This is a genomic window from Streptomyces sp. NRRL S-337, from assembly GCF_000720175.1.
GTDB classification, from domain to species: Bacteria; Actinomycetota; Actinomycetes; order Streptomycetales; family Streptomycetaceae; genus Streptomyces; species Streptomyces siderophoricus.
Genome location: NZ_JOIX01000033.1, coordinates 1 through 17145 on the forward strand (window position 1 = coordinate 1; position 17145 = coordinate 17145).

The following is a 17145-nucleotide window of genomic DNA, read 5'->3' on the forward strand; positions in this document are numbered from 1 at the left end:
GTCCGGTGCGGGCACGAACCGCTTGGGCTCCAGACGGGCCAGCAGCCGCTCCCTCACGTCACCGCTCCTCGTCACCCCAGCCCCAGCCCGGCCTCCCCGCCCACGCTCTGTCCGGCGTTGGATCAAGCAAAGCACTCATCGTCGGTATGCGTCGGCGGCTGTCCACAGCGGCGGTGATGCGTACGACAGGGAGCGGGAGGCTGTGGACAGGCTTCTCCGGTGTCTCGGTGGACCTGGCAGCATGGCGGGGTGACAGCAGCAACGGACTCCTCTCTGTTCCCGCCGGCCCCGGACTCGGCCGACGGGGTGCTGGACGGGCTCGACCCGGAGCAGCGGGAGGTCGCGACGGCGCTGCACGGTCCGGTGTGCGTGCTGGCGGGTGCCGGTACGGGCAAGACGCGGGCGATCACCCATCGGATCGCGTACGGGGTGCGGGCGGGGATCCTGCAGCCCGCGAGTGTGCTCGCCGTCACGTTCACCGCGCGCGCGGCCGGCGAGATGCGGGGGAGGCTGCGCCAGCTCGGGGCGGGCGGGGTGCAGGCCCGGACGTTCCACTCCGCGGCGCTGCGGCAGCTGCAGTTCTTCTGGCCGAAGGCGGTGGGCGGCGAGCTGCCGCGGCTGCTGGAGCGGAAGGCACAGCTCGTCGCGGAGGCGGGCGCGCGTTGCCGGATCCGGCTGGACCGCAATGAACTGCGCGACGTCACGGCCGAGATCGAGTGGTCCAAGGTCACCCAGACCGTGCCGGCCGACTATCCGGCCGCGGTTGCCAAGGCGGGCCGGGAGGCGCCGCGCGACCCGGCCGAGACGGGGCAGATCTACGCCACCTACGAGCAGCTCAAGCGTGACCGGGGCGCCATCGACTTCGAGGATGTGCTGTTGCTCACGGTCGGGGTGCTGCAGGACCGGCACGACATCGCCGAGCAGGTCCGTGGCCAGTACCAGCACTTCGTCGTCGACGAGTACCAGGACGTCAGCCCGCTCCAGCAGCGGCTGCTGGAGCTGTGGCTGGGGGACCGCGACAGTCTGTGTGTGGTCGGTGACGCCAGCCAGACGATCTACAGCTTCACCGGCGCCACCCCCGACCACCTCCTGAACTTCCGCACCCGCCATCCGCACGCCACCGTGGTCCGGCTGGTCCGCGACTACCGCTCCACCCCGCAGGTCGTGCATCTCGCGAACGGTCTGCTCTCGCAGGCCAAGGGGCGCGCGGCCGAGCACCGCCTGGAGCTGGTGTCGCAGCGCGAGCCCGGTCCGGAGCCGGTGTACACGGAGTACGCCGACGAGCCCGCGGAGGCGGAGGGCACCGCCCGCCGGATCCGGGACCTGATCGCGTCGGGGGTTCCGGCCAGTGAGATCGCGGTGCTGTTCCGGGTCAACGCCCAGTCGGAGGTCTACGAGCAGGCGCTGGCCGATGTCGGCGTGCCGTACCAGCTGCGGGGCGCCGAGCGGTTCTTCCAGCGGCCGGAGGTGCGCGAGGCCGGCATCAAGCTGCGCGGCGCCGCCCGTTTCGGGGCGAACGACGCGTTGCTCGACGATGCGGTGGATCTGCCCTCGGAGGTGCGGGCGGTGCTCAGCGACATGGGCTGGAGGAGCGAGCCGCCGTCCGGTTCGGGTGCGGTGCGGGACCGCTGGGAGTCGCTGGCGGCCCTGGTGCGGCTCGCCGAGGAGTTCGCCCGGGCCCGGTCCGGGGCCTCGCTGGCGGATTTCGTCGCCGAGCTGGACGAGCGGGCCAACGCGCAGCACGCGCCGACGGTCGAGGGGGTGACGTTGGCCTCCCTGCACGCCGCGAAGGGCCTGGAGTGGGACGCCGTGTTCCTGGTGGGGCTGACCGAGGGCATGATGCCGATCACGTACGCCCGGACGGACGAGCAGATAGAGGAGGAGCGCCGGCTGCTCTATGTGGGCGTCACCCGTGCGCGGCGCCATCTGACGCTGTCGTGGTCGCTGGCGCGGTCCCCGGGGGGCAGGGCTTCCCGGAGCGCCAGCCGTTTCCTGACCGGGCTGCGGCCCGGTTCCGGGGCGGGGGCGGGGCGTCGTGCGCAGGGCACGGTCCTGCGGGGCGTGGAGCGCGGCGGGGCGGCGGCTGCGGTGCCGCGGCGCCCGCGGGATCGCCGTCCGGCCCGTTGCCGGGTGTGCAACCGGACGTTGACGGATGCGGGCGAGATGAAGCTGATGCGGTGTGAGGGCTGCCCGTCGGAGCTCGACGAGGCGCTGTACGAGCGGCTGCACGCGTGGCGGGCGGAGGAGGCCGCCCGGTCCCGGCAGCCGGCGTACTGCATCTTCACGGACAAGACGCTGATGGCCATTGCCGAGGCGGTGCCGGGAACCGAATCGGAGCTCGTGGTCATCTCAGGTGTGGGGCGGCGCAAGTTCGACCGCTACGGCAGCGACGTGCTGGCAATCTGTGCCGGCGAGGAGCTCACGGGAGCCTCGGGCGACGGGTCCGAAGGCGCCGCGGAAAACTCGTCGGAAAAATAGTTTGCGCGCGCGGAGCGCATCCCCATAGCCTTCGTGAGCAACGGAGACAACGGAACTTTCCGAGATCCGATGGATCCGTGCTGTACTTGAACGCCCTGGAACGGGTTTCTCCGTTCCACCGAGACGCCGAGAGGAGGCGAGCCCAGTGATCAGCTTCATCGAGACGAACAAAATGACCGATCGCTCGGTCGTCGCCACCTGCCCGCTCGGCTCCTCGCTCCGTGGCACCGGTCTGTCCGGCTTCGGCCGCCTTTCCGGTACCGAGGTCGCGCGCCCCGAGTCCCTCGCTGTGCTGACGCGCAGTGAGCGCACCGCGCGACCGACCGAGGCACCTGCGGCAGTAGCAGTCGTGGCCGGGGCGAATGCCTTTGCCTTCGCGGCGGCGGCCAACGGTGCCGAATCCCGGAAGCAGTACCAGAAGCAGCATGAAATGTGGGCCTACCGCGGCCTCGAACCCTGGAGAGATCCAGCCTGATCGGCAGATCAGGTCGGCACCTTCCAGGGCCGCGGAACCCACACCGGGATCCGCGGCCCTTTTGTTTGCCCCACGCGCCCGCCACCAGCGGGCCACACAGACGAGGAACACACACCGTGCAACTGCAGACGCACACCCCGTCCGTAGCAACCGACCTGATCCCTCCGCCTGACCCCCAGGAGAACTCCTTGCTGCCCCTCACCGAGCTCGACGACGAGATCGACCGCCTCGGCGCCGCTGTTCCGTGCCGCACCTACGACCCGGAGGTCTTCTTCGCGGAGTCCCCGGCCGACGTCGAGTACGCCAAGACGCTGTGCCAGTCCTGTCCGGTGCGTGAGGCCTGCCTCGCCGGCGCCAAGGACCGCCGTGAGCCCTGGGGTGTCTGGGGTGGCGAGCTCTTCGTCCAGGGCGTCGTGGTGCCGCGGAAGCGTCCGCGTGGCCGTCCGCGCAAGAACCCGGTTGCGGCATGAACACCACCGGCGCAGGAACGATCGACCGTCCCGTCACACGGGATCCCAAGAAGCAGGACCAGACGATGAATCCGACCTTCACCGACACCCCCGTCCCCGTGAACGCCGACGCGATCGAGTCGCGTCAGAACAGGAACCACGCCATGCAACTCATCCCAGAAGCCCTGGCACGTGCGCATATGCATGAACGCCTGCGGGAGGCCGAGTCCGAACGCAGGGGGCATCGGCTCGCCGCCGCGCGGCGGATGCAGCGGCGTGCCGAGCGCGCGTCGCTCCGTGCCCGCCGTGCGCTGGCCATGGCCGTGATGCAGTAAGGCGGTGGGCAGGTCCGCGCGTCCGGCAGGGGGACGCTGACATCACCTTCCACGGGGTCCGTCCGACAGGGCGGGCCCCGTGGTGCGTTGCGCCCCGGTTCATGTGGTTGACGGGGATATCGTCGGATGGTGAACCAGAAGACGCATCACGAGGCGGAGTTGGCCGACGGGAAGACGCTGTGTGCCGGCTGCGGCGCCGTCGCCGAGGACACACCGCCGACCTGGACCTGCTCCGTCGAGAACGGCGAGCGCCGTTACTTCTGCGACCGCTGTGCCCGGGAGAACATCCGGGCCATCGAGGGGCGCCTGGACTCCAGCTGGTGGTGAGGTACGGCCGGCGGGAGCTCAGGCGGTGGTCTCTTCGGCGGCCTCCTCGTCGATGTCCCTACCGGGGCCGTCGAGGTCGTCGTCCGGGCCGGGGTCGCTGCCGGTGAGGTCGCTGCCGGCCGGCTCGTGTTCGGGGACGAAGCCGGGCATCCATGTCTCCAGCTCGTCCCGCAGCCGTACGGTCGCGCCGAGCTGGCACAGCACGCCGATGGTGCTCAGGGTCACCCGGTGGATCAGCAGGTACGCGGGCGGCAGGTTGAGCTGCTTGCCCAACTGGTGGGCGGGGGAGCGCGGATCGCCGACCCGGGCGGCCTGCCGGCGCATCCAGCCGCGGGTGAAGGTGAACGCGTCGACCTGCGCGGGCTCGATGATCGGCAGTAGATACTCCAGCACCGCGTCGGGGTCCAGCTCGATGGACTCCTTGACGAAGCCCTCCTCGCACAGCAGCTGGTAGACCGCGTCGGCCTCGCCGTCCAGGGTCATCCGCAGCGAGGCGCCGATCGTGGCCGGCAGTCCGTCGGGCAGCCGGTCGACGGTGCCGAAGTCCAGCACGCCCAGCCGCCATTCCTCGGCCGGCCCGTCGGGGGAGTCGCCGGCCAGCAGCCGGAAGTTGCCCGGGTGCGGGTCGGCGTGCAGCAGTCCGGTGCGGGCCGGGCCGGAGAACAGGAAGCGGGCCAGCAGCTGGCCGGCGCGGTCCCGCTGCTCGTCCGTGCCGTCCGCGATCACCTCGGACAGCGGCACGCCGTCCATCCACTCCGTCACCAGCACCTGGTCGCGCTGGTGCACCACGGCCGGCACGACCACGTCCGGGTCGTCGGCGAACTCCTCGGCATGGGCCCGCTGGGCGTCCGCCTCCAGGGAGTAGTCCAGCTCCTCCGAGACCCGGTCGCGCAACTCGCTGATCAGCGGTTTGATGTCCATACCGGGCACGAGGGGGCCCAGCAGCCGGGCGAACCGGCTCAGCTGCGCGAGGTCCGACAGCAGCGCCTTGCCGGCGCCGGGGTACTGCACCTTGACGGCCACTTCCCGGCCGTCGTGCCAGACGGCGCGGTGCACCTGGCCGATGGAGGCCGCCGCGGCGGGCTTGTCCTCGAACTCCTCGAAGAGCTCCCGCCAGTCCTCGCCGAGCCGCTCCGCGAGGACCGCGTGGACCGTGCTCGTCGGCATCGGCGGCGCCGCTTCCTGAAGCTTCGTCAGGGCGGCGCGGTACGGGCCGGCGATCTCCTCGGGGAGGGCAGACTCGAACACGGACAGCGCCTGCCCGAACTTCATCGCCCCGCCCTTCAGCTCACCGAGGACCTTGAAGAGCTGTTCCGCGGTGCGCTGTTGGAGCTCCCGGCCGACGATCTCGGCGGATCTGCCGCCGATCCGTTTGCCCAGGCCCCAGGTGGCGCGGCCGGCGAACCCCAGTGGCAGCGCGGCCAGCTTGGCGGTGCGGGTGACCGCCTTGCGGGGAAGATCAGACATGCGCCCCTCCAACTCACACTGTCCCCCAACCGGGGTTACCCCGTCATTGTGGCGTGTCATGGCCGAGGATCCGAGGCGCCTGCCGCACACAGCGAAGCGGCAGCCCCGCAGCCGCACTCCGGATGCGGCTCGATCCGCACCGTGCGCACGCCCGCACACGGCAGCGCCAGCTCCATCCGCGCCCCTGTGCACGGCGGGAGGTCCCCGTCGAGGAACGCCAGGGCCTGGACGGCGGCGAGCCCGGCGACCGTGGTGGCCAGCGCGGTGTCGCAGGCCGGCACCGCGGGGGCGGCGCGGCCCGAGCGCCACTGGGCGAGCAGCCGCGGCCAGGCCGGTTCCGCGTCCGTACGGCGCAGTTCGTCGCAGCGGGCGCAGGCCGAACCGCCGGGCAGCACCAGCGGACCCACCACACCCGTGCCCTCGATCACGCCCGCGTAGAGGTGCGGGATGCCGGCGCTCAGCAGCGGCTCGGACAGGACGGGGTCGGGGGCGTAGGCGCCGAGGCCGTCGCGCGGGGCGAGCACCACCAGGGACAGGCCGGGTTCGCCGGACTCGCTGAGCGGCACGCCCGTCGGCCGCTGCCGGCGGCTCCACGGGGAGGCGTGGTGGACCAGCCGCTCCCCGGCCTCCTTGCGCGGTTCGCCGATCCGCTCGGCGGGCAGGCCGCCGGGCGTCACGTCCCACGGCGCGACCTTGCCGCCGTCGAACACCTCGACCCACCCGATGCCGGCGGCCGCGAGCTGCGCGGCCACCACCGCGCCCACCTTCCCCAGCCCCTTGACCCGTGCCCGGACCGCCCGCCGCGCCGCCATCCGCCCCAGGGCGCCGGCCGGCTCCGGGTGCTGCACCGACAGGGAGGCCAGATCGGCCCGCAGCTGCTCGTGGGCGGGCCGGTCGGCGCGTACGGCGTCGGCCGCCGGGCCGCCCGCGGTGGGCGCCTCCAGCAGTCCGGCCGCGCCGAGGCGCCCGACCACACCCCGCGCGTGCTCCGGCGGGAGGTCCAGTAACGCGGCCTCGTCGATGAGTTGCTGCATGGTGCGGGTGCCGTCGATGAGGGTGAGGAAACTGCCGGTGGCCGTGTCGAGCGGCCCCAGCACCATCGCATGGGCCGGCGCCACGCCGAACCGCACCGTTTCCCTGTCCCGCCAGCCGCGCCGCAGCGCGGGCTTGAGCATCGGATGCATGTCATCCGCCCCCGTCCTTCGTCGTCCGGCCTTCAGCATGCGCCCTGTCGCGGATCGGGGCCGAAGTTATCCACAGGCCGGGGAAGGATTTGTCATACAAGCTGTGCCCGCCATGGAGTGGTTCGCCGGCGAACCGACCGCGGGTCGGGACTTCCCGCCGGGCCAGCGGGTAACGTCGGGCGCGTGCCCGCCGACCCTTCCGCCCACGGCTTCGGGGAGATGCCCCTGCGCCGCGCCGCTGACGCCTCGCGCGGGGCTTCCCCGACCCCGAAGGCCCGCAGCTCGGGCACCAGCGCCGTCGAGGTGCGCCGCAGCTCGCGGCGGCGCCGGACGGTCTCCGCGTACCGCGAGGGGGACCGCACGGTCGTGCTGATCCCGGCCCGGATGTCCGAGGCCGAGGAGCAGCGCTGGGTGACGGTGATGCTGGACAAGCTCGCCGCCCAGGAGAGCAAGCGGATGCTCGGCGACCGCGAGCTGGCCGAGCGTGCCGGGCGGCTGTCGGAGCAGTTCCTCGACGGCCGGGCCCGGCCGTCGACGGTGCGCTGGGTGACCAACCAGAACACCCGCTGGGGATCGTGCACCCCGGCGGAGGGCAGCATCCGTCTGTCGCACCGCCTCCAGGGCATGCCGGAGTACGTCATCGACTACGTCCTGCTGCACGAGCTCGCGCATCTGCTGGTCCCGGGCCACGGTCCGGAATTCTGGCGGCTGCTGGAGTCGTATCCGCGTACGGAACGGGCCCGCGGCTACCTCGAAGGGGTGGTCGCGGCCGACCGGCTGCCGCATCTGCCCGCCGCCCGCCGGGAATAGCGCTCCGGCGTGCGATGTCCGCGTGCGCCCCGGCATCGCCCGCTGTCACCGTCAGCGGTTAGCCTTGGCCGCCCAGGGACTCACTGCGGGAGCGGGGGACGGGCGTTACGTATGGCCAGGGAATTCCAGCGGGGCCACAAGGCCAGGATCGGTGATCTCACGGCGGGGACGGACCTGTACGTCGGCGTGCAGATCGGCGGGCCCGGCCTGACCTTCGACATCAGCTGTTTCGGCCTGGACGCCGACGAACGGCTCTCCGACGACCGGTATTTCGTCTTCTTCAACCAGCCGAAGTCGCCCGAGGAGGCCATCCAGCTGCTCGGCGCGCAGGCCGGCGACAGCGAGTCCTTCCGGGTCACCCTCGACAAGATGCCGTCGCACATCCGGAAGTTGTCCTTCACTGCGGCGCTCGACGGCCCGGGCCAGGTCTCCCAGATCGGCCCCGGCTACCTCCGGATCGTGGCCGGCGGCGAGGAGGTCGCCCGCTACTCCTTCACGGGCAGCGAGTTCAGCACCGAACGCGCCGTCATGCTCGGCGACTTCTACCTCAAGGACGTGTGGCGGTTCGCCGCGGTCGGCCAGGGCTTCGACGGCGGTCTGGAGGCGCTGCTGAAGAACTTCGGCGGTGAGGTCGCCGAAGAGGTGGAGGCACAGCAGGCCGCGGCGCCCGCGACGGCGCAGGAGGCGCCCGGCTTCGCCCCGCCGCCCGGGCCCGCCGCCCCGGCGCCGTCCTTCGGCACACCGGCCGCGGCCCCCGTGCCCGGACAACCCGCCCCGTCCTTCGGTCCGCCCCAGGGCGCAGCCCCCGCCGCGCCCCCGGCCGCCCCGCAGCCGCCGCCCGCGCCGCAGGCCCCGCAGCCCGCGGCCCCGCAGGTCCACAACGCGCCCACCATCGCCGCGCCGCTCGCCCCGCCCGCCGGCCCCGGGGTGCCGCCGCCCGGTGTGCCCGCGCCGCCGCCCCCCGCCCCCTACGGCCAGCCGGCGCCCGGCCAGAATCCGTACGGTCCGCCGCAGCCGCCGCCCGCCGGATTCCCCGGCCAGCCGGCCCCGCCGGCACCCCCGTACGGCGGCCAGGACCAGTTCCCCGGGCAGCCCGCCCCCTACGGCCAGCCGGGCGCGCAGCCCCCGGGCGCCCCGTACGGCGGCGGGCAGGCACCCGCCGTCCCCCAGGGCGGCGGGCCCGGCCTCGGCGTGGTCCTGGAGAAGTACAAGGAAGCCCCCACCGGGCAGCGCTGGACGTCGCAGAACGGCAAACTGATCCGCGCCGACCTCGGCGTCGACGGCCAGCCGGTGCTCGCCCGCCAGGGCAGCATGGTGCTCTACCAGGGCAAGGTCGACTTCAGCTACAAGGGCGCCGGCTTCCGCGGCCGGATCGTCGGCAACGCCACCGGCCAGGAGATGCAGCTGATGCGCTGCACCGGCCAGGGCCAGGTGTTCTTCGCGGAGAACAGCGCTCATGTCCACCCCATCGAGCTGCAGGGCGAGGCGATCTGCGTGTCCGCCGAGTCCGTCCTCGCCTTCGACGAGTCGCTGCAGTACGAGGTCCGCCGGATCGAGGGCCACGGCATCCCCGGCGGCGCCCTGTTCACCATGCAGTTCCAGGGCACCGGCACCCTCGTCGTCACCACCCATGGCACCCCCGTCGTGCTGCCGGTCACCCCGACCACCTTCGCCGACGCCAACGCCGTCGTGGCCTGGTCCGCCGGCTCGCAGGTGATCATCTCCAGTCAGGTGAGCCTGCGCCGGCACGCCTATCCGGGCCACTCCGGCGAGACCGTGAACCTCCAGTTCCGCGGTGCGCCCGGCAATTTCATCGTCGTCCAGCCCTACGAGGTCTGAGGGAGCCCGCGCGTCATGAACCAGCAGCAGCTGTCGGGCTACGTCCCGACCCCGCCCGCCGCCCGGATGGAGAACCACGGCAGCTCCATGGTGAAGATCGCCATGCAGAGCGGCCAGGACGTCTTCGCCCGCACCGGCTCGATGATCGCCTACGAGGGCTTCGTCCAGTACGAGCCCAACCCGCCCGCCGTCCGCCAGATGGCCTCCCAGTGGCTCACCGGCGAGGGCGCGCCCCTGATGAAGTGCTCCGGCGACGGTCTGCTCTACCTCGCCGACTACGGCGCCGACGTGGTCTGCATCAACCTCAACGGTGACTCGCTCTCCGTCAACGGCACCAACCTCCTCGCCTTCGACGCCCACCTCCAGTGGGGCGTGCAGCGCGTCAAGGGCATGGCGAAGTTCGCCGGCCAGGGCCTCTTCAACGTCGGGATCTCCGGCACCGGCTGGGTCGCGCTGACCTCCCGGGGCACGCCCGTCGTCGTCGACTGCGGCCGCGGCGAGGACGAGACCTACGTCGACCCGGACGCCCTGGTCGCCTGGTCGACCCATCTGAAGATGAAGGGCAAGCGCAGCTTCAAGGCGTCCTCGATGATCGGCCGCGGCAGCGGCGAGGCGTACCAACTCGGCTTCTCCGGCCAGGGGTTCGTCGTCGTCCAGCCCAGCGAGGACAGCACCGACCGGCTCCGGGCCCGGGGCTGAGGGGGAGGACCGAACACGTCATGCAGAGTCCGCTTTTCGCCTTCACCGAGGCACAGACCCAGGACCGCTACGCCCTGCAGAACAGCCAGCTGCTGCGGGTCGCCCTGACGGGCCACGACGACGTCCTCGCCCGTAAGGGCAGCATGGTCGCCTATCAGGGGCTGCTGGAATTCGACGGCAACTACACCACGCCCGGCCAGCAGCGGGCCCGCGCCCACTCCGGCGAGGGCCTCGACCTGATGCGGGTCTCCGGGCAGGGCACCGTCTATCTGGCCAACCTCGCCCAGTACGTGCATGTCATCGACGTCGACCACGACGGCCTGACCGTCGACAGCGCCTATGTGCTGGCGCTGGATTCCGGCCTCCACTGGGAGGTCGTCTCGGTCGACAGCCAGTACGGCATCTCCGGCACCGGCAAGTACCAGCTCAACATCACCGGGCACGGCAAGGTCGCCCTGATGACCTCCGGCCAGCCGTTGATGCTGCAGGTCACGCCCGACAAGTACGTCAACGCCGACGCCGACGCGGTGGTCGCCTGGTCCGCGTCGCTGCGCGTCCAGATGCAGGCGCAGACGCACTCCTCGGGGGTCTGGCGGCGGCGCGGCAGCACCGGCGAGGGCTGGGAACTGAGCTTCCTCGGGCAGGGGTACGCGCTGGTCCAGCCCAGCGAACTGCTGCCACCGCAGAACGCCGTCATCGGCGCGGGTCTGGCCGCACAGTTCGGGATGGGCCAGCAGGGCGCCCGCGGCGCCAACCAGGGCAACATCTTCACCAACTGATGCCCGGGCTCACCCACTGATGATCGCGTTCACCAACTGACCACCGGGGAGCGTAGATCCGGCGCCCGTCCTTCGAGGGGCGGGCGCCGGCCGTAGCGGACCTTGACGGCCCGTCAGAGCAGTGCGCGAGCGCGCTCCACCAGGCGCACCACCGAGGTGTCGGCGACGGCGGGCACCTCGTCGTAGCCGAACCACCGCAGGTCCAGCGACTCGTCGCTGATCGCGGCCACCGCTCCCTCGGGCGCCAGCGCCGCGTACTGGACGTCGAGATGCACCGCGCAGGGCGTTTGATGGCGGTCCAGCCGCACCGGGCCGCCGGGCAGCAGCGTCAGCCCACGCGCGATCCCGGACTCCTCCCGCGCCTCACGCAGCGCCGCGTCCGCCAGCGAGGCGTCCTCCGGCTCGCAGTGGCCGCCCATCTGCAGCCACATCTCCAGCTTGCGGTGGAGCGTGAGCAGCACCCGGCCGCCCGCCGGGTCGATCACCAGCGCACTCGCGGTGAGGTGCCCGTCCTTGCAGGGCTTCCACATGCCGTCCTGGTGGGCGGCGAGGTGGTCGAGGTAGGCCAGCCGCAGCTGCTCCTGGTCGGGCGAGGGCGCGGGCCACTCCTTGAGCACCCGCGCCGCGTCGGCGTGCAGACTCACCGGTCGCCGTCACCCTTGCCCTCGCCGGGGGCGGCGTCCGGGCCGTCGCCCTCCTCGGGGGAGGTGCCCGGTCCGGTCTTCCCACCACCGCCGGCGGCCTCGCCGAGCATCTTGTCGAGCTCGGAGAAGTCCATCTGCTCGTGGTGGACGAACCCGTCCGGGTCGTCGAGGTCGGCCGCCGTCGGCAGCATGTCGGGGTGCTCCCACAGGCCGTCCCGGCCGTCCAGGCCCCGGGCGTCGGTGAGCGACGCCCACAGCCGCGAGGCGTCCCGCAGCCGGCGCGGACGCAGCTGCAGACCGATCAGCGTGGAGAACGTCTGCTCGGCGGGGCCACCGCTGGCCCGGCGCCGCCGCAGGGTCTCGCGGAGCTTGTCCGCGGACGGCAGATGCGGCTTGGCGGCGGAGTGCACCACCGCGTCCACCCAGCCCTCGACGAGCGCCAGCGCGGTCTCCAGACGGGCCAGCGCGGCCTTCTGCTCCGGGGTGTCCTCGGGCTGGAACATGCCCTGCTGCAGGGCGTTCTGCAGCTCCTCGGGGTGCTGCGGATCGATCTGCCCGACCACGTCCTCCAGCTTGGTCGTGTCGACCTTGATGCCGCGGGCATAGCCCTCGACGGCTCCGAAGAGATGCGAGCGCAGCCACGGCACATGGGCGAAGAGCCGCTGGTGGGCGGCCTCCCGCAGGGCCAGGTAGAGCCGCACCTCCTCCTCGGGCACGCCGAGGCCCTCGCCGAAGGCGGCGGCGTTCTTCGGCAGCAGCGCCGCCTTGCCGGCCGGGCCCAGCGGCAGGCCGATGTCCGTGGAACCCACGACCTCGCTCGCCAGGACGCCCAGCGCCTGCCCGATCTGGGTGCCGAACATCGCGCCGCCCATGGAGCGCATCATCCCGAGCAGCGGTCCCGCCATGGCCTGCATCTCGCCGGGCAGCACCTCGCCCATCGCCGACCCGACGCGCTCGGCGAGCGGATTGACCAGGTCCTTCCACACCGGCAGGGTCTCCTCGACCCACTCGGCGCGGCTCCAGGCCACCACCGACGCGGAGCCCGACGGCAGCGACGTCACCCCGTCCAGCCACAGGTCCGCCAGCCGCACGGCCTCCTCGACGGCACTCCGCTCGCCCGGCGCGACGCTCGCGTCCTTGCTGCCGTCCTCGGCGCCCTGCGCGACCGTCTGCCGCGCGATGTCCTTGGCCATGTCCCAGTTCACCGGGCCGCCCTCGTAGGAGAGCATCTGGCCCAGCCGCTGGAAGGCGGCGCCCAGGTCGCCGGGGTTCATCTCGCCGCCGGGGCCACCCATGCCGCCGAAGAGCGCCGCGAACGGGTTGTCCGCGCCGCCGCTCCCGCCGCCGAACCCGAACGGGTTCGCGGGGTCCTGGCTACCTCCCTGGCCGCCCTTCTGCTTGCCGTTGTCGCCGTCCTCCGGCTCCTCCGGCGGAAGGCCGAATCCGAATGGGGTGTCACTCACGGGTTTCCTCGGCTCGTAGGGCCGCCGGCCAGGTGGCCGACGGCGGCTGCCCGACATCACCTCCAGCGTAGACACCCGGACCGCTTCGGGGCTCGGTGCTTCGCTGTCCCGGTGGCTGGGGCAGGATGGACGCCACCTGGTGCGACCGCGTCAGCACGCGCCCGCACTGAAGACAACCGCTGGAGACGCCCGGTGAGTTCCCCAGATCCGACCGTTCGCGCAGCGCGAAACGCTGCCGCCCCGACCGAGAAGACGGACGACGCCCCCGGCGGCGCCGCGGACCGGCCGCTGCGCCGGCCCGTCGTCGCCGTCACCGGAGCCGCGTCCGGGGTCGGCGCGCTGCTCACCCGCGCCCTCGTCGCGTCCGACGAGGTCAAGGAGGTGGTGGCGATCGACGAGCGGCGCGGCGACATCGCCGAGGCGCACTGGCACGTCCTGGACGTGCGCGACCCGGCCATCGCGGACAAACTGCGCGGCGCGGACGTCGTCGTCCACCTCGCCCTCGACCTCGACCTGGAGACCGACGCCACCGCCCGCACCGCCTACAACGTGCGCGGCACCCAGACCGTGCTCACCGCCGCGGCGGCCGCCGGAGTCCACCGGGTGGTGCTGTGCACCTCCGCCATGGTCTACGGGGCGCTGCCCGACAACGACGTACCGCTGGCCGAGGACGCCGAACTGCGGGCCACGGCGGACGCCACCGGCGTCGGCGACCTCCTGGAGATCGAGCACCTGGCCCGCCGCGCACCCCGCGCCCACCCCGGCCTGAACGTCACCGTGCTGCGCCCCGCCGTCCTGGTCGGCGGCACCGACACCGCGCTGACCCGCTACTTCGAATCGCCCCGCCTCCTGGTCGTCGCCGGATCGCGGCCCGCCTGGCAGTTCTGCCACGTCGAGGACCTGGTCAGCGCGCTGGAGTACGCCGCGCTGGAGAAGGTCGACGGCGAGCTGGCGGTGGGCTGCGACGGCTGGCTGGAACAGGAGGAGGTCGAGGAGCTCTCCGGTATCCGGCGCATGGAGCTGCCCTCCTCCGTGGCGCTGGGCGCCGCGGCCCGACTGCACCGGATCGGGCTGACGCCGTCGCCCGCCGGGGACCTCGCGTACACCATGCACCCCTGGGTGGTCAGCGGCAGCCGGCTGCACGAGGCGGGCTGGCGGCCGCAGTGGACGAACGAGCAGGTGCTCGCCGAGCTCCTCGAGGAGGTCGCGGGACGGCACACCGTCGCCGGCCGCCGGCTGGGCCGCAAGGACGCCACCGCCGCGGGGGCGGCCGGCGCCACCGTCGCCCTGCTCGGCACCGCCGCACTGGTACGGCGCGCCCGCAAGGCCCGCCGCCGTATCTGACCGGGGCACCCGGACCGGACCGCGTACTGGAGGAGTCTCCATACCGGTGCCGGGACGACCGGCGGATCCGGCCATTCCCCGGCGCTCCCCGGGTACGGCACGATGGGGGTATGTCTGGCACGTCCTCTCCCTCGACGCCCGGCCGCGACCACCCCGGTGAGCGCGCCGCGGCGGACCCGATCCGGCTCCTGGCGATCCGTGACACCCCGCTGTCCGTGGACGAGGTGTTCGCCGCCGTGGGCGATGCGGCGGCCGGCGGGACCGCCCTGTTCGTCGGCACCGTCCGCTCGCACGACAACGGCGCCGACGTCGACGCCCTGGGCTACTCCGCGCACCCGACCGCCGAGGCGGAGATGCGCCGGATCGCCGAGAAGGTGATCGCCGACCACCCCGTGCGGGCGCTGGCCGCGGTCCACCGGGTGGGCGATCTGCGGATCGGGGACCTGGCGGTGGTCGTCGCGGTGTCCTGCCCGCACCGGGGCGAGGCGTTCGACGCCTGCCGCAAGCTGATCGACGACCTCAAGCACGAAGTTCCCATCTGGAAACACCAGACGTTTGTGGATGGAACCGAAGAATGGGTAGGCGCCTCTTAAGAGCGCGAGGGTCCGGTCGTCGTCCTCGAACACGAGGGCGAAGCGGTGCCGTGGGTTCCGGTTGCGTAACCCGCCCCCTCGCGTGAGCGTTGACCTGGCAGATGGTTAATCTGCTTATTCGTCGATCGCGGTCGTACAAGGGGTAGGGAGGTAGCTGATGGGTGCGCTCCTCTGGTTGCTGATTCCGGTGGGTGCCGGGCTGGTCGCCGCGGCGTGGAGCAGCTGGGCCCTGCGGAACCGCAAGTCCGGGGACGTCGCGGAACTCGCCGGCTACGCCCGGTTCCGCGACGCGATGGAGAAGCAGCATTCCGTTCCGGACCCCGCCCCGGCCGCCTCGGACTCGACCTGAGGCCCCTCACCCGTACGCAGTAGCAAGCGCCGCGGTGTCGGCCGGCCCCGCGTACGGACGCGTGTTCGGCCTCGTACGGACGGCCCCGCGGGCCGGTTGTCATACTCGTCCCGTACTGTCGTTCCATGCCACGCCGCACCGCGACGCTGCTCGCCTCGACCCTGATGCTGATCGCGCTGCTCTGCGCGGGGGTGCTGATCCCCGTGCCGTACTCCGAGATGTCGCCCGGCCCGACGGTCAACACGCTCGGTGAGCACAACGGCCAGCCGGTGCTGCAGATCTCCGGGCGGAAGACGTACCCGACGACCGGTCACCTCAACATGACCACGGTCCGCGTCACCGGCCCCGACTACCGGATGAACCTCCCGGAGGCGGTCTACGGCTGGCTCGACCACGACAACGCCGTGGTCCCGCACAAGACGCTCTACCCCGAGGGACAGACGGCCGAGCAGGCCGACCAGGAGAACGCCGAGGAGTTCACCCAGTCCCAGGAGAGCGCCAAGACCGCCGCGCTGGGCCAACTGCACCTCCCGGTCGCCACCCAGACCGTGGTCGCCTCCGTCGTCAAGGACAAGCCGGCCGACGGGCGGCTGCACGCCGGCGACGTGATCAAGGCCGTGGACGGCACCGAGGTCAAGCAGGCCGGCGACGTCGCCAAGCTCGTCACCAAGCACAAGCCGGGCGAGAAGGTCGTCTTCACGATCATCCCCGCCAAGGACGCGGCCGCGGCTGAGAAGCAGGGCAAGAAGCCCGCGGGGGGCGCCCGGCAGATCACCCTCGCGACGCAGAAGGCGGACGACGGCCGGGCGATCGTGGGCATCCAGGCCGGCGTCGACCACATCTTCCCGTTCCCCATCGACGTCAAGCTGGCCGACGTCGGCGGGCCGAGCGCCGGGCTGATGTTCGCGCTGGGCATCGTCGACAAGCTCACCCCCGGCAACATGACCGGCGGCCGGTTCGTGGCCGGCACGGGCACGATCGACGACAGCGGCAAGGTCGGCCCGATCGGCGGCATTTCGATGAAGACGGTCGGCGCCCGCGACAAGGGCGCGGAGTTCTTCCTGACGCCCAAGGACAACTGCGCCACCGCCGCCAAGGACATCCCGGCGGGCCTGCGCCTGGTCAAGGTCGGCACGATAGGCGACGCCGTCAAGGCACTGCAGAAGATCAGCAAGGGCGACACCGCCGGCCTGCCGAGCTGCAGCCCGGCAGGCCGGTCGTAGGGCGCCAGGCCCCGGGGCCGGCCTTCCGGGTCAGCCCTCGAAGGTCGCGGCGAGCGCGTCGGCCAGGCCGGGCACCAGCGCCGAGCCGGTGAGCACCTCGGACGCGGAGTCCTTCGCGCGCAGCCGCAGCGCCGACTCGCGCCGGCCGTCGCGCAGTACGGCCACCGTCATCCGGACCTCTTCGCGGTCCGGGTGCCGGGCGACCCACTTGGCCAGCTGCGCCTCGTCCATGCCCTCGGGCTCGGCGTCCTCGGCGGACGGCGGCAGCATCAGCCGTTCCACGGTCAGTGCGCAGCCGGTGACGGCGTCCGGCCAGGCGATGGTGGCGAGGAACTCGTCCAGCGGCACGTCCGCGGGAATCTCGTCCTGCTCCACGGGGGTCAGGGAAGCGGTGGTGGTGTCGTCGATGCCGAGCTGCTCGGCGAGCGAGGGCTCCTGCGCGCGCAGCTTGGCGGTGTCGACGAGGGCGAACAGTCGGGCGGGCTGGTCCCAGCCGAGCCCGGCGCTGTACTCGTCGATTTCGAGTACCGCGCGGGTCAGCGGGTCGGCGGCGAGGGGGGTGCCGTCGACGGGAGAGCCGGGAAAGTCAGTCATGCTCAACATCGTGCCTTGTCCACCCCCGAAATCGGGAACCGGGTAAAGCCTTCGTAAGTTGCATCACTGGGTCCTACTATCGCCGGGCCTGCT

Annotated in this window: 18 protein-coding genes; 13 read left to right on the forward strand and 5 right to left on the reverse strand. The window is 72.4% G+C overall.

Annotated elements, in window-relative coordinates; all coding sequences use genetic code 11:
• Positions 1-249: 249 nt before the first annotated feature.
• The 5 genes from IG62_RS0122720 (at position 250) to IG62_RS0122740 (ending at position 4064) form a co-directional block, all read left to right on the forward strand.
• Positions 250-2478, forward strand: coding sequence for an ATP-dependent DNA helicase UvrD2 (locus tag IG62_RS0122720; protein WP_051798442.1), 2229 nt, complete (start codon positions 250-252; stop codon positions 2476-2478).
• 145 nt (positions 2479-2623) lie between these two features.
• Positions 2624-2953, forward strand: coding sequence for a hypothetical protein (locus tag IG62_RS0122725; RefSeq protein WP_030806205.1), 330 nt, complete (start codon positions 2624-2626; stop codon positions 2951-2953).
• Positions 2954-3069: 116 nt separating this feature from the next.
• On the forward strand, positions 3070-3423 hold the full coding sequence (locus tag IG62_RS0122730; RefSeq protein ID WP_030413462.1) for a WhiB family transcriptional regulator: 354 nt from the start codon (positions 3070-3072) through the stop codon (positions 3421-3423).
• Positions 3420-3737 carry a hypothetical protein gene (locus IG62_RS0122735; RefSeq protein WP_030806208.1) on the forward strand — a complete coding sequence of 106 codons (318 nt, stop codon included), beginning with the start codon at positions 3420-3422 and terminating at the stop codon, positions 3735-3737. Before IG62_RS0122730 ends, IG62_RS0122735 begins: the two co-directional genes overlap by 4 nt.
• 126 nt (positions 3738-3863) lie before the next feature.
• A complete protein-coding gene (locus IG62_RS0122740; protein WP_030806211.1) occupies positions 3864-4064 on the forward strand; it encodes a hypothetical protein in 201 nt (66 codons plus the stop codon).
• An 18-nt stretch (positions 4065-4082) separates the two neighbouring features.
• Here IG62_RS0122740 and IG62_RS0122745 read toward each other — a convergent pair whose 3' ends face one another.
• Complete coding sequence (locus tag IG62_RS0122745; protein ID WP_030806214.1) at positions 4083-5531, reverse strand: ABC1 kinase family protein; 1449 nt, start codon at positions 5529-5531, stop codon at positions 4083-4085.
• Positions 5532-5587: 56 nt separating this feature from the next.
• A complete protein-coding gene (locus IG62_RS0122750; protein WP_030806217.1) occupies positions 5588-6706 on the reverse strand; it encodes a ThiF family adenylyltransferase in 1119 nt (372 codons plus the stop codon).
• 192 nt (positions 6707-6898) lie between these two features.
• Here IG62_RS0122750 and IG62_RS0122755 point away from each other — a divergent pair, with 192 nt between their 5' ends.
• From IG62_RS0122755 to IG62_RS0122770, 4 genes are all read left to right on the forward strand, one after another.
• Positions 6899-7525: a M48 family metallopeptidase gene (locus IG62_RS0122755; RefSeq protein WP_030806220.1), complete on the forward strand. Its 627-nt coding sequence runs from the start codon at positions 6899-6901 to the stop codon at positions 7523-7525.
• 111 nt (positions 7526-7636) lie between these two features.
• The gene (locus IG62_RS0122760; protein ID WP_030806223.1) at positions 7637-9364 is read left to right on the forward strand and encodes a TerD family protein; all 1728 of its coding nucleotides are present in this window, start codon (positions 7637-7639) and stop codon (positions 9362-9364) included.
• Positions 9365-9379: 15 nt separating this feature from the next.
• A complete protein-coding gene (locus tag IG62_RS0122765; protein ID WP_030806226.1) occupies positions 9380-10063 on the forward strand; it encodes an AIM24 family protein in 684 nt (227 codons plus the stop codon).
• A 20-nt stretch (positions 10064-10083) separates the two neighbouring features.
• Positions 10084-10842, forward strand: coding sequence for an AIM24 family protein (locus IG62_RS0122770; protein ID WP_030806229.1), 759 nt, complete (start codon positions 10084-10086; stop codon positions 10840-10842).
• A gap of 113 nt (positions 10843-10955) precedes the next feature.
• Here the strand turns inward: IG62_RS0122770 and IG62_RS0122775 are convergent, their stop codons facing one another.
• Both IG62_RS0122775 and IG62_RS0122780 read right to left on the reverse strand, forming a co-directional pair.
• Positions 10956-11486, reverse strand: coding sequence for an NUDIX hydrolase (locus tag IG62_RS0122775; protein ID WP_030806232.1), 531 nt, complete (start codon positions 11484-11486; stop codon positions 10956-10958).
• Positions 11483-12949 carry a zinc-dependent metalloprotease gene (locus tag IG62_RS0122780; protein WP_030806235.1) on the reverse strand — a complete coding sequence of 489 codons (1467 nt, stop codon included), beginning with the start codon at positions 12947-12949 and terminating at the stop codon, positions 11483-11485. Before IG62_RS0122780 ends, IG62_RS0122775 begins: the two co-directional genes overlap by 4 nt.
• A gap of 192 nt (positions 12950-13141) precedes the next feature.
• On the opposite strand from IG62_RS0122780, the gene IG62_RS0122785 reads away from it, so the two are divergent.
• From IG62_RS0122785 to IG62_RS0122800, 4 genes are all read left to right on the forward strand, one after another.
• The gene (locus tag IG62_RS0122785) at positions 13142-14293 is read left to right on the forward strand and encodes an SDR family oxidoreductase (RefSeq protein ID WP_030806237.1); all 1152 of its coding nucleotides are present in this window, start codon (positions 13142-13144) and stop codon (positions 14291-14293) included.
• 110 nt (positions 14294-14403) lie between these two features.
• On the forward strand, positions 14404-14886 hold the full coding sequence (locus tag IG62_RS0122790) for a molybdenum cofactor biosynthesis protein MoaE (RefSeq protein ID WP_030806239.1): 483 nt from the start codon (positions 14404-14406) through the stop codon (positions 14884-14886).
• A 157-nt stretch (positions 14887-15043) separates the two neighbouring features.
• The gene (locus IG62_RS0122795; protein ID WP_030806241.1) at positions 15044-15235 is read left to right on the forward strand and encodes a hypothetical protein; all 192 of its coding nucleotides are present in this window, start codon (positions 15044-15046) and stop codon (positions 15233-15235) included.
• Positions 15236-15360: 125 nt separating this feature from the next.
• Positions 15361-16458, forward strand: coding sequence for a PDZ domain-containing protein (locus tag IG62_RS0122800; RefSeq protein WP_030806243.1), 1098 nt, complete (start codon positions 15361-15363; stop codon positions 16456-16458).
• 30 nt (positions 16459-16488) lie between these two features.
• Here IG62_RS0122800 and IG62_RS0122805 read toward each other — a convergent pair whose 3' ends face one another.
• Positions 16489-17061 carry a PPA1309 family protein gene (locus IG62_RS0122805; RefSeq protein ID WP_388964348.1) on the reverse strand — a complete coding sequence of 191 codons (573 nt, stop codon included), beginning with the start codon at positions 17059-17061 and terminating at the stop codon, positions 16489-16491.
• Positions 17062-17145: the final 84 nt, after the last annotated feature.

What these genes read in the sequence shown, in the direction of transcription:
- IG62_RS0122770 (WP_030806229.1), top strand. Translation starts at nt 10,084, where the DNA reads ATGCAGAGTCCGCTTTTCGCCTTCACCGAGGCACAGACCCAGGACCGC.
- IG62_RS0122745 (WP_030806214.1), bottom strand. Translation starts at nt 5,531, where the DNA reads ATGTCTGATCTTCCCCGCAAGGCGGTCACCCGCACCGCCAAGCTGGCC.
- IG62_RS0122790 (WP_030806239.1), top strand. Translation starts at nt 14,404, where the DNA reads ATGTCTGGCACGTCCTCTCCCTCGACGCCCGGCCGCGACCACCCCGGT.
- IG62_RS0122735 (WP_030806208.1), top strand. Translation starts at nt 3,420, where the DNA reads ATGAACACCACCGGCGCAGGAACGATCGACCGTCCCGTCACACGGGAT.
- IG62_RS0122760 (WP_030806223.1), top strand. Translation starts at nt 7,637, where the DNA reads ATGGCCAGGGAATTCCAGCGGGGCCACAAGGCCAGGATCGGTGATCTC.
- IG62_RS0122750 (WP_030806217.1), bottom strand. Translation starts at nt 6,706, where the DNA reads ATGCTCAAGCCCGCGCTGCGGCGCGGCTGGCGGGACAGGGAAACGGTG.
- IG62_RS0122805 (WP_388964348.1), bottom strand. Translation starts at nt 17,061, where the DNA reads ATGTTGAGCATGACTGACTTTCCCGGCTCTCCCGTCGACGGCACCCCC.
- IG62_RS0122740 (WP_030806211.1), top strand. Translation starts at nt 3,864, where the DNA reads ATGGTGAACCAGAAGACGCATCACGAGGCGGAGTTGGCCGACGGGAAG.
- IG62_RS0122800 (WP_030806243.1), top strand. Translation starts at nt 15,361, where the DNA reads ATGCCACGCCGCACCGCGACGCTGCTCGCCTCGACCCTGATGCTGATC.
- IG62_RS0122795 (WP_030806241.1), top strand. Translation starts at nt 15,044, where the DNA reads ATGGGTGCGCTCCTCTGGTTGCTGATTCCGGTGGGTGCCGGGCTGGTC.
- IG62_RS0122765 (WP_030806226.1), top strand. Translation starts at nt 9,380, where the DNA reads ATGAACCAGCAGCAGCTGTCGGGCTACGTCCCGACCCCGCCCGCCGCC.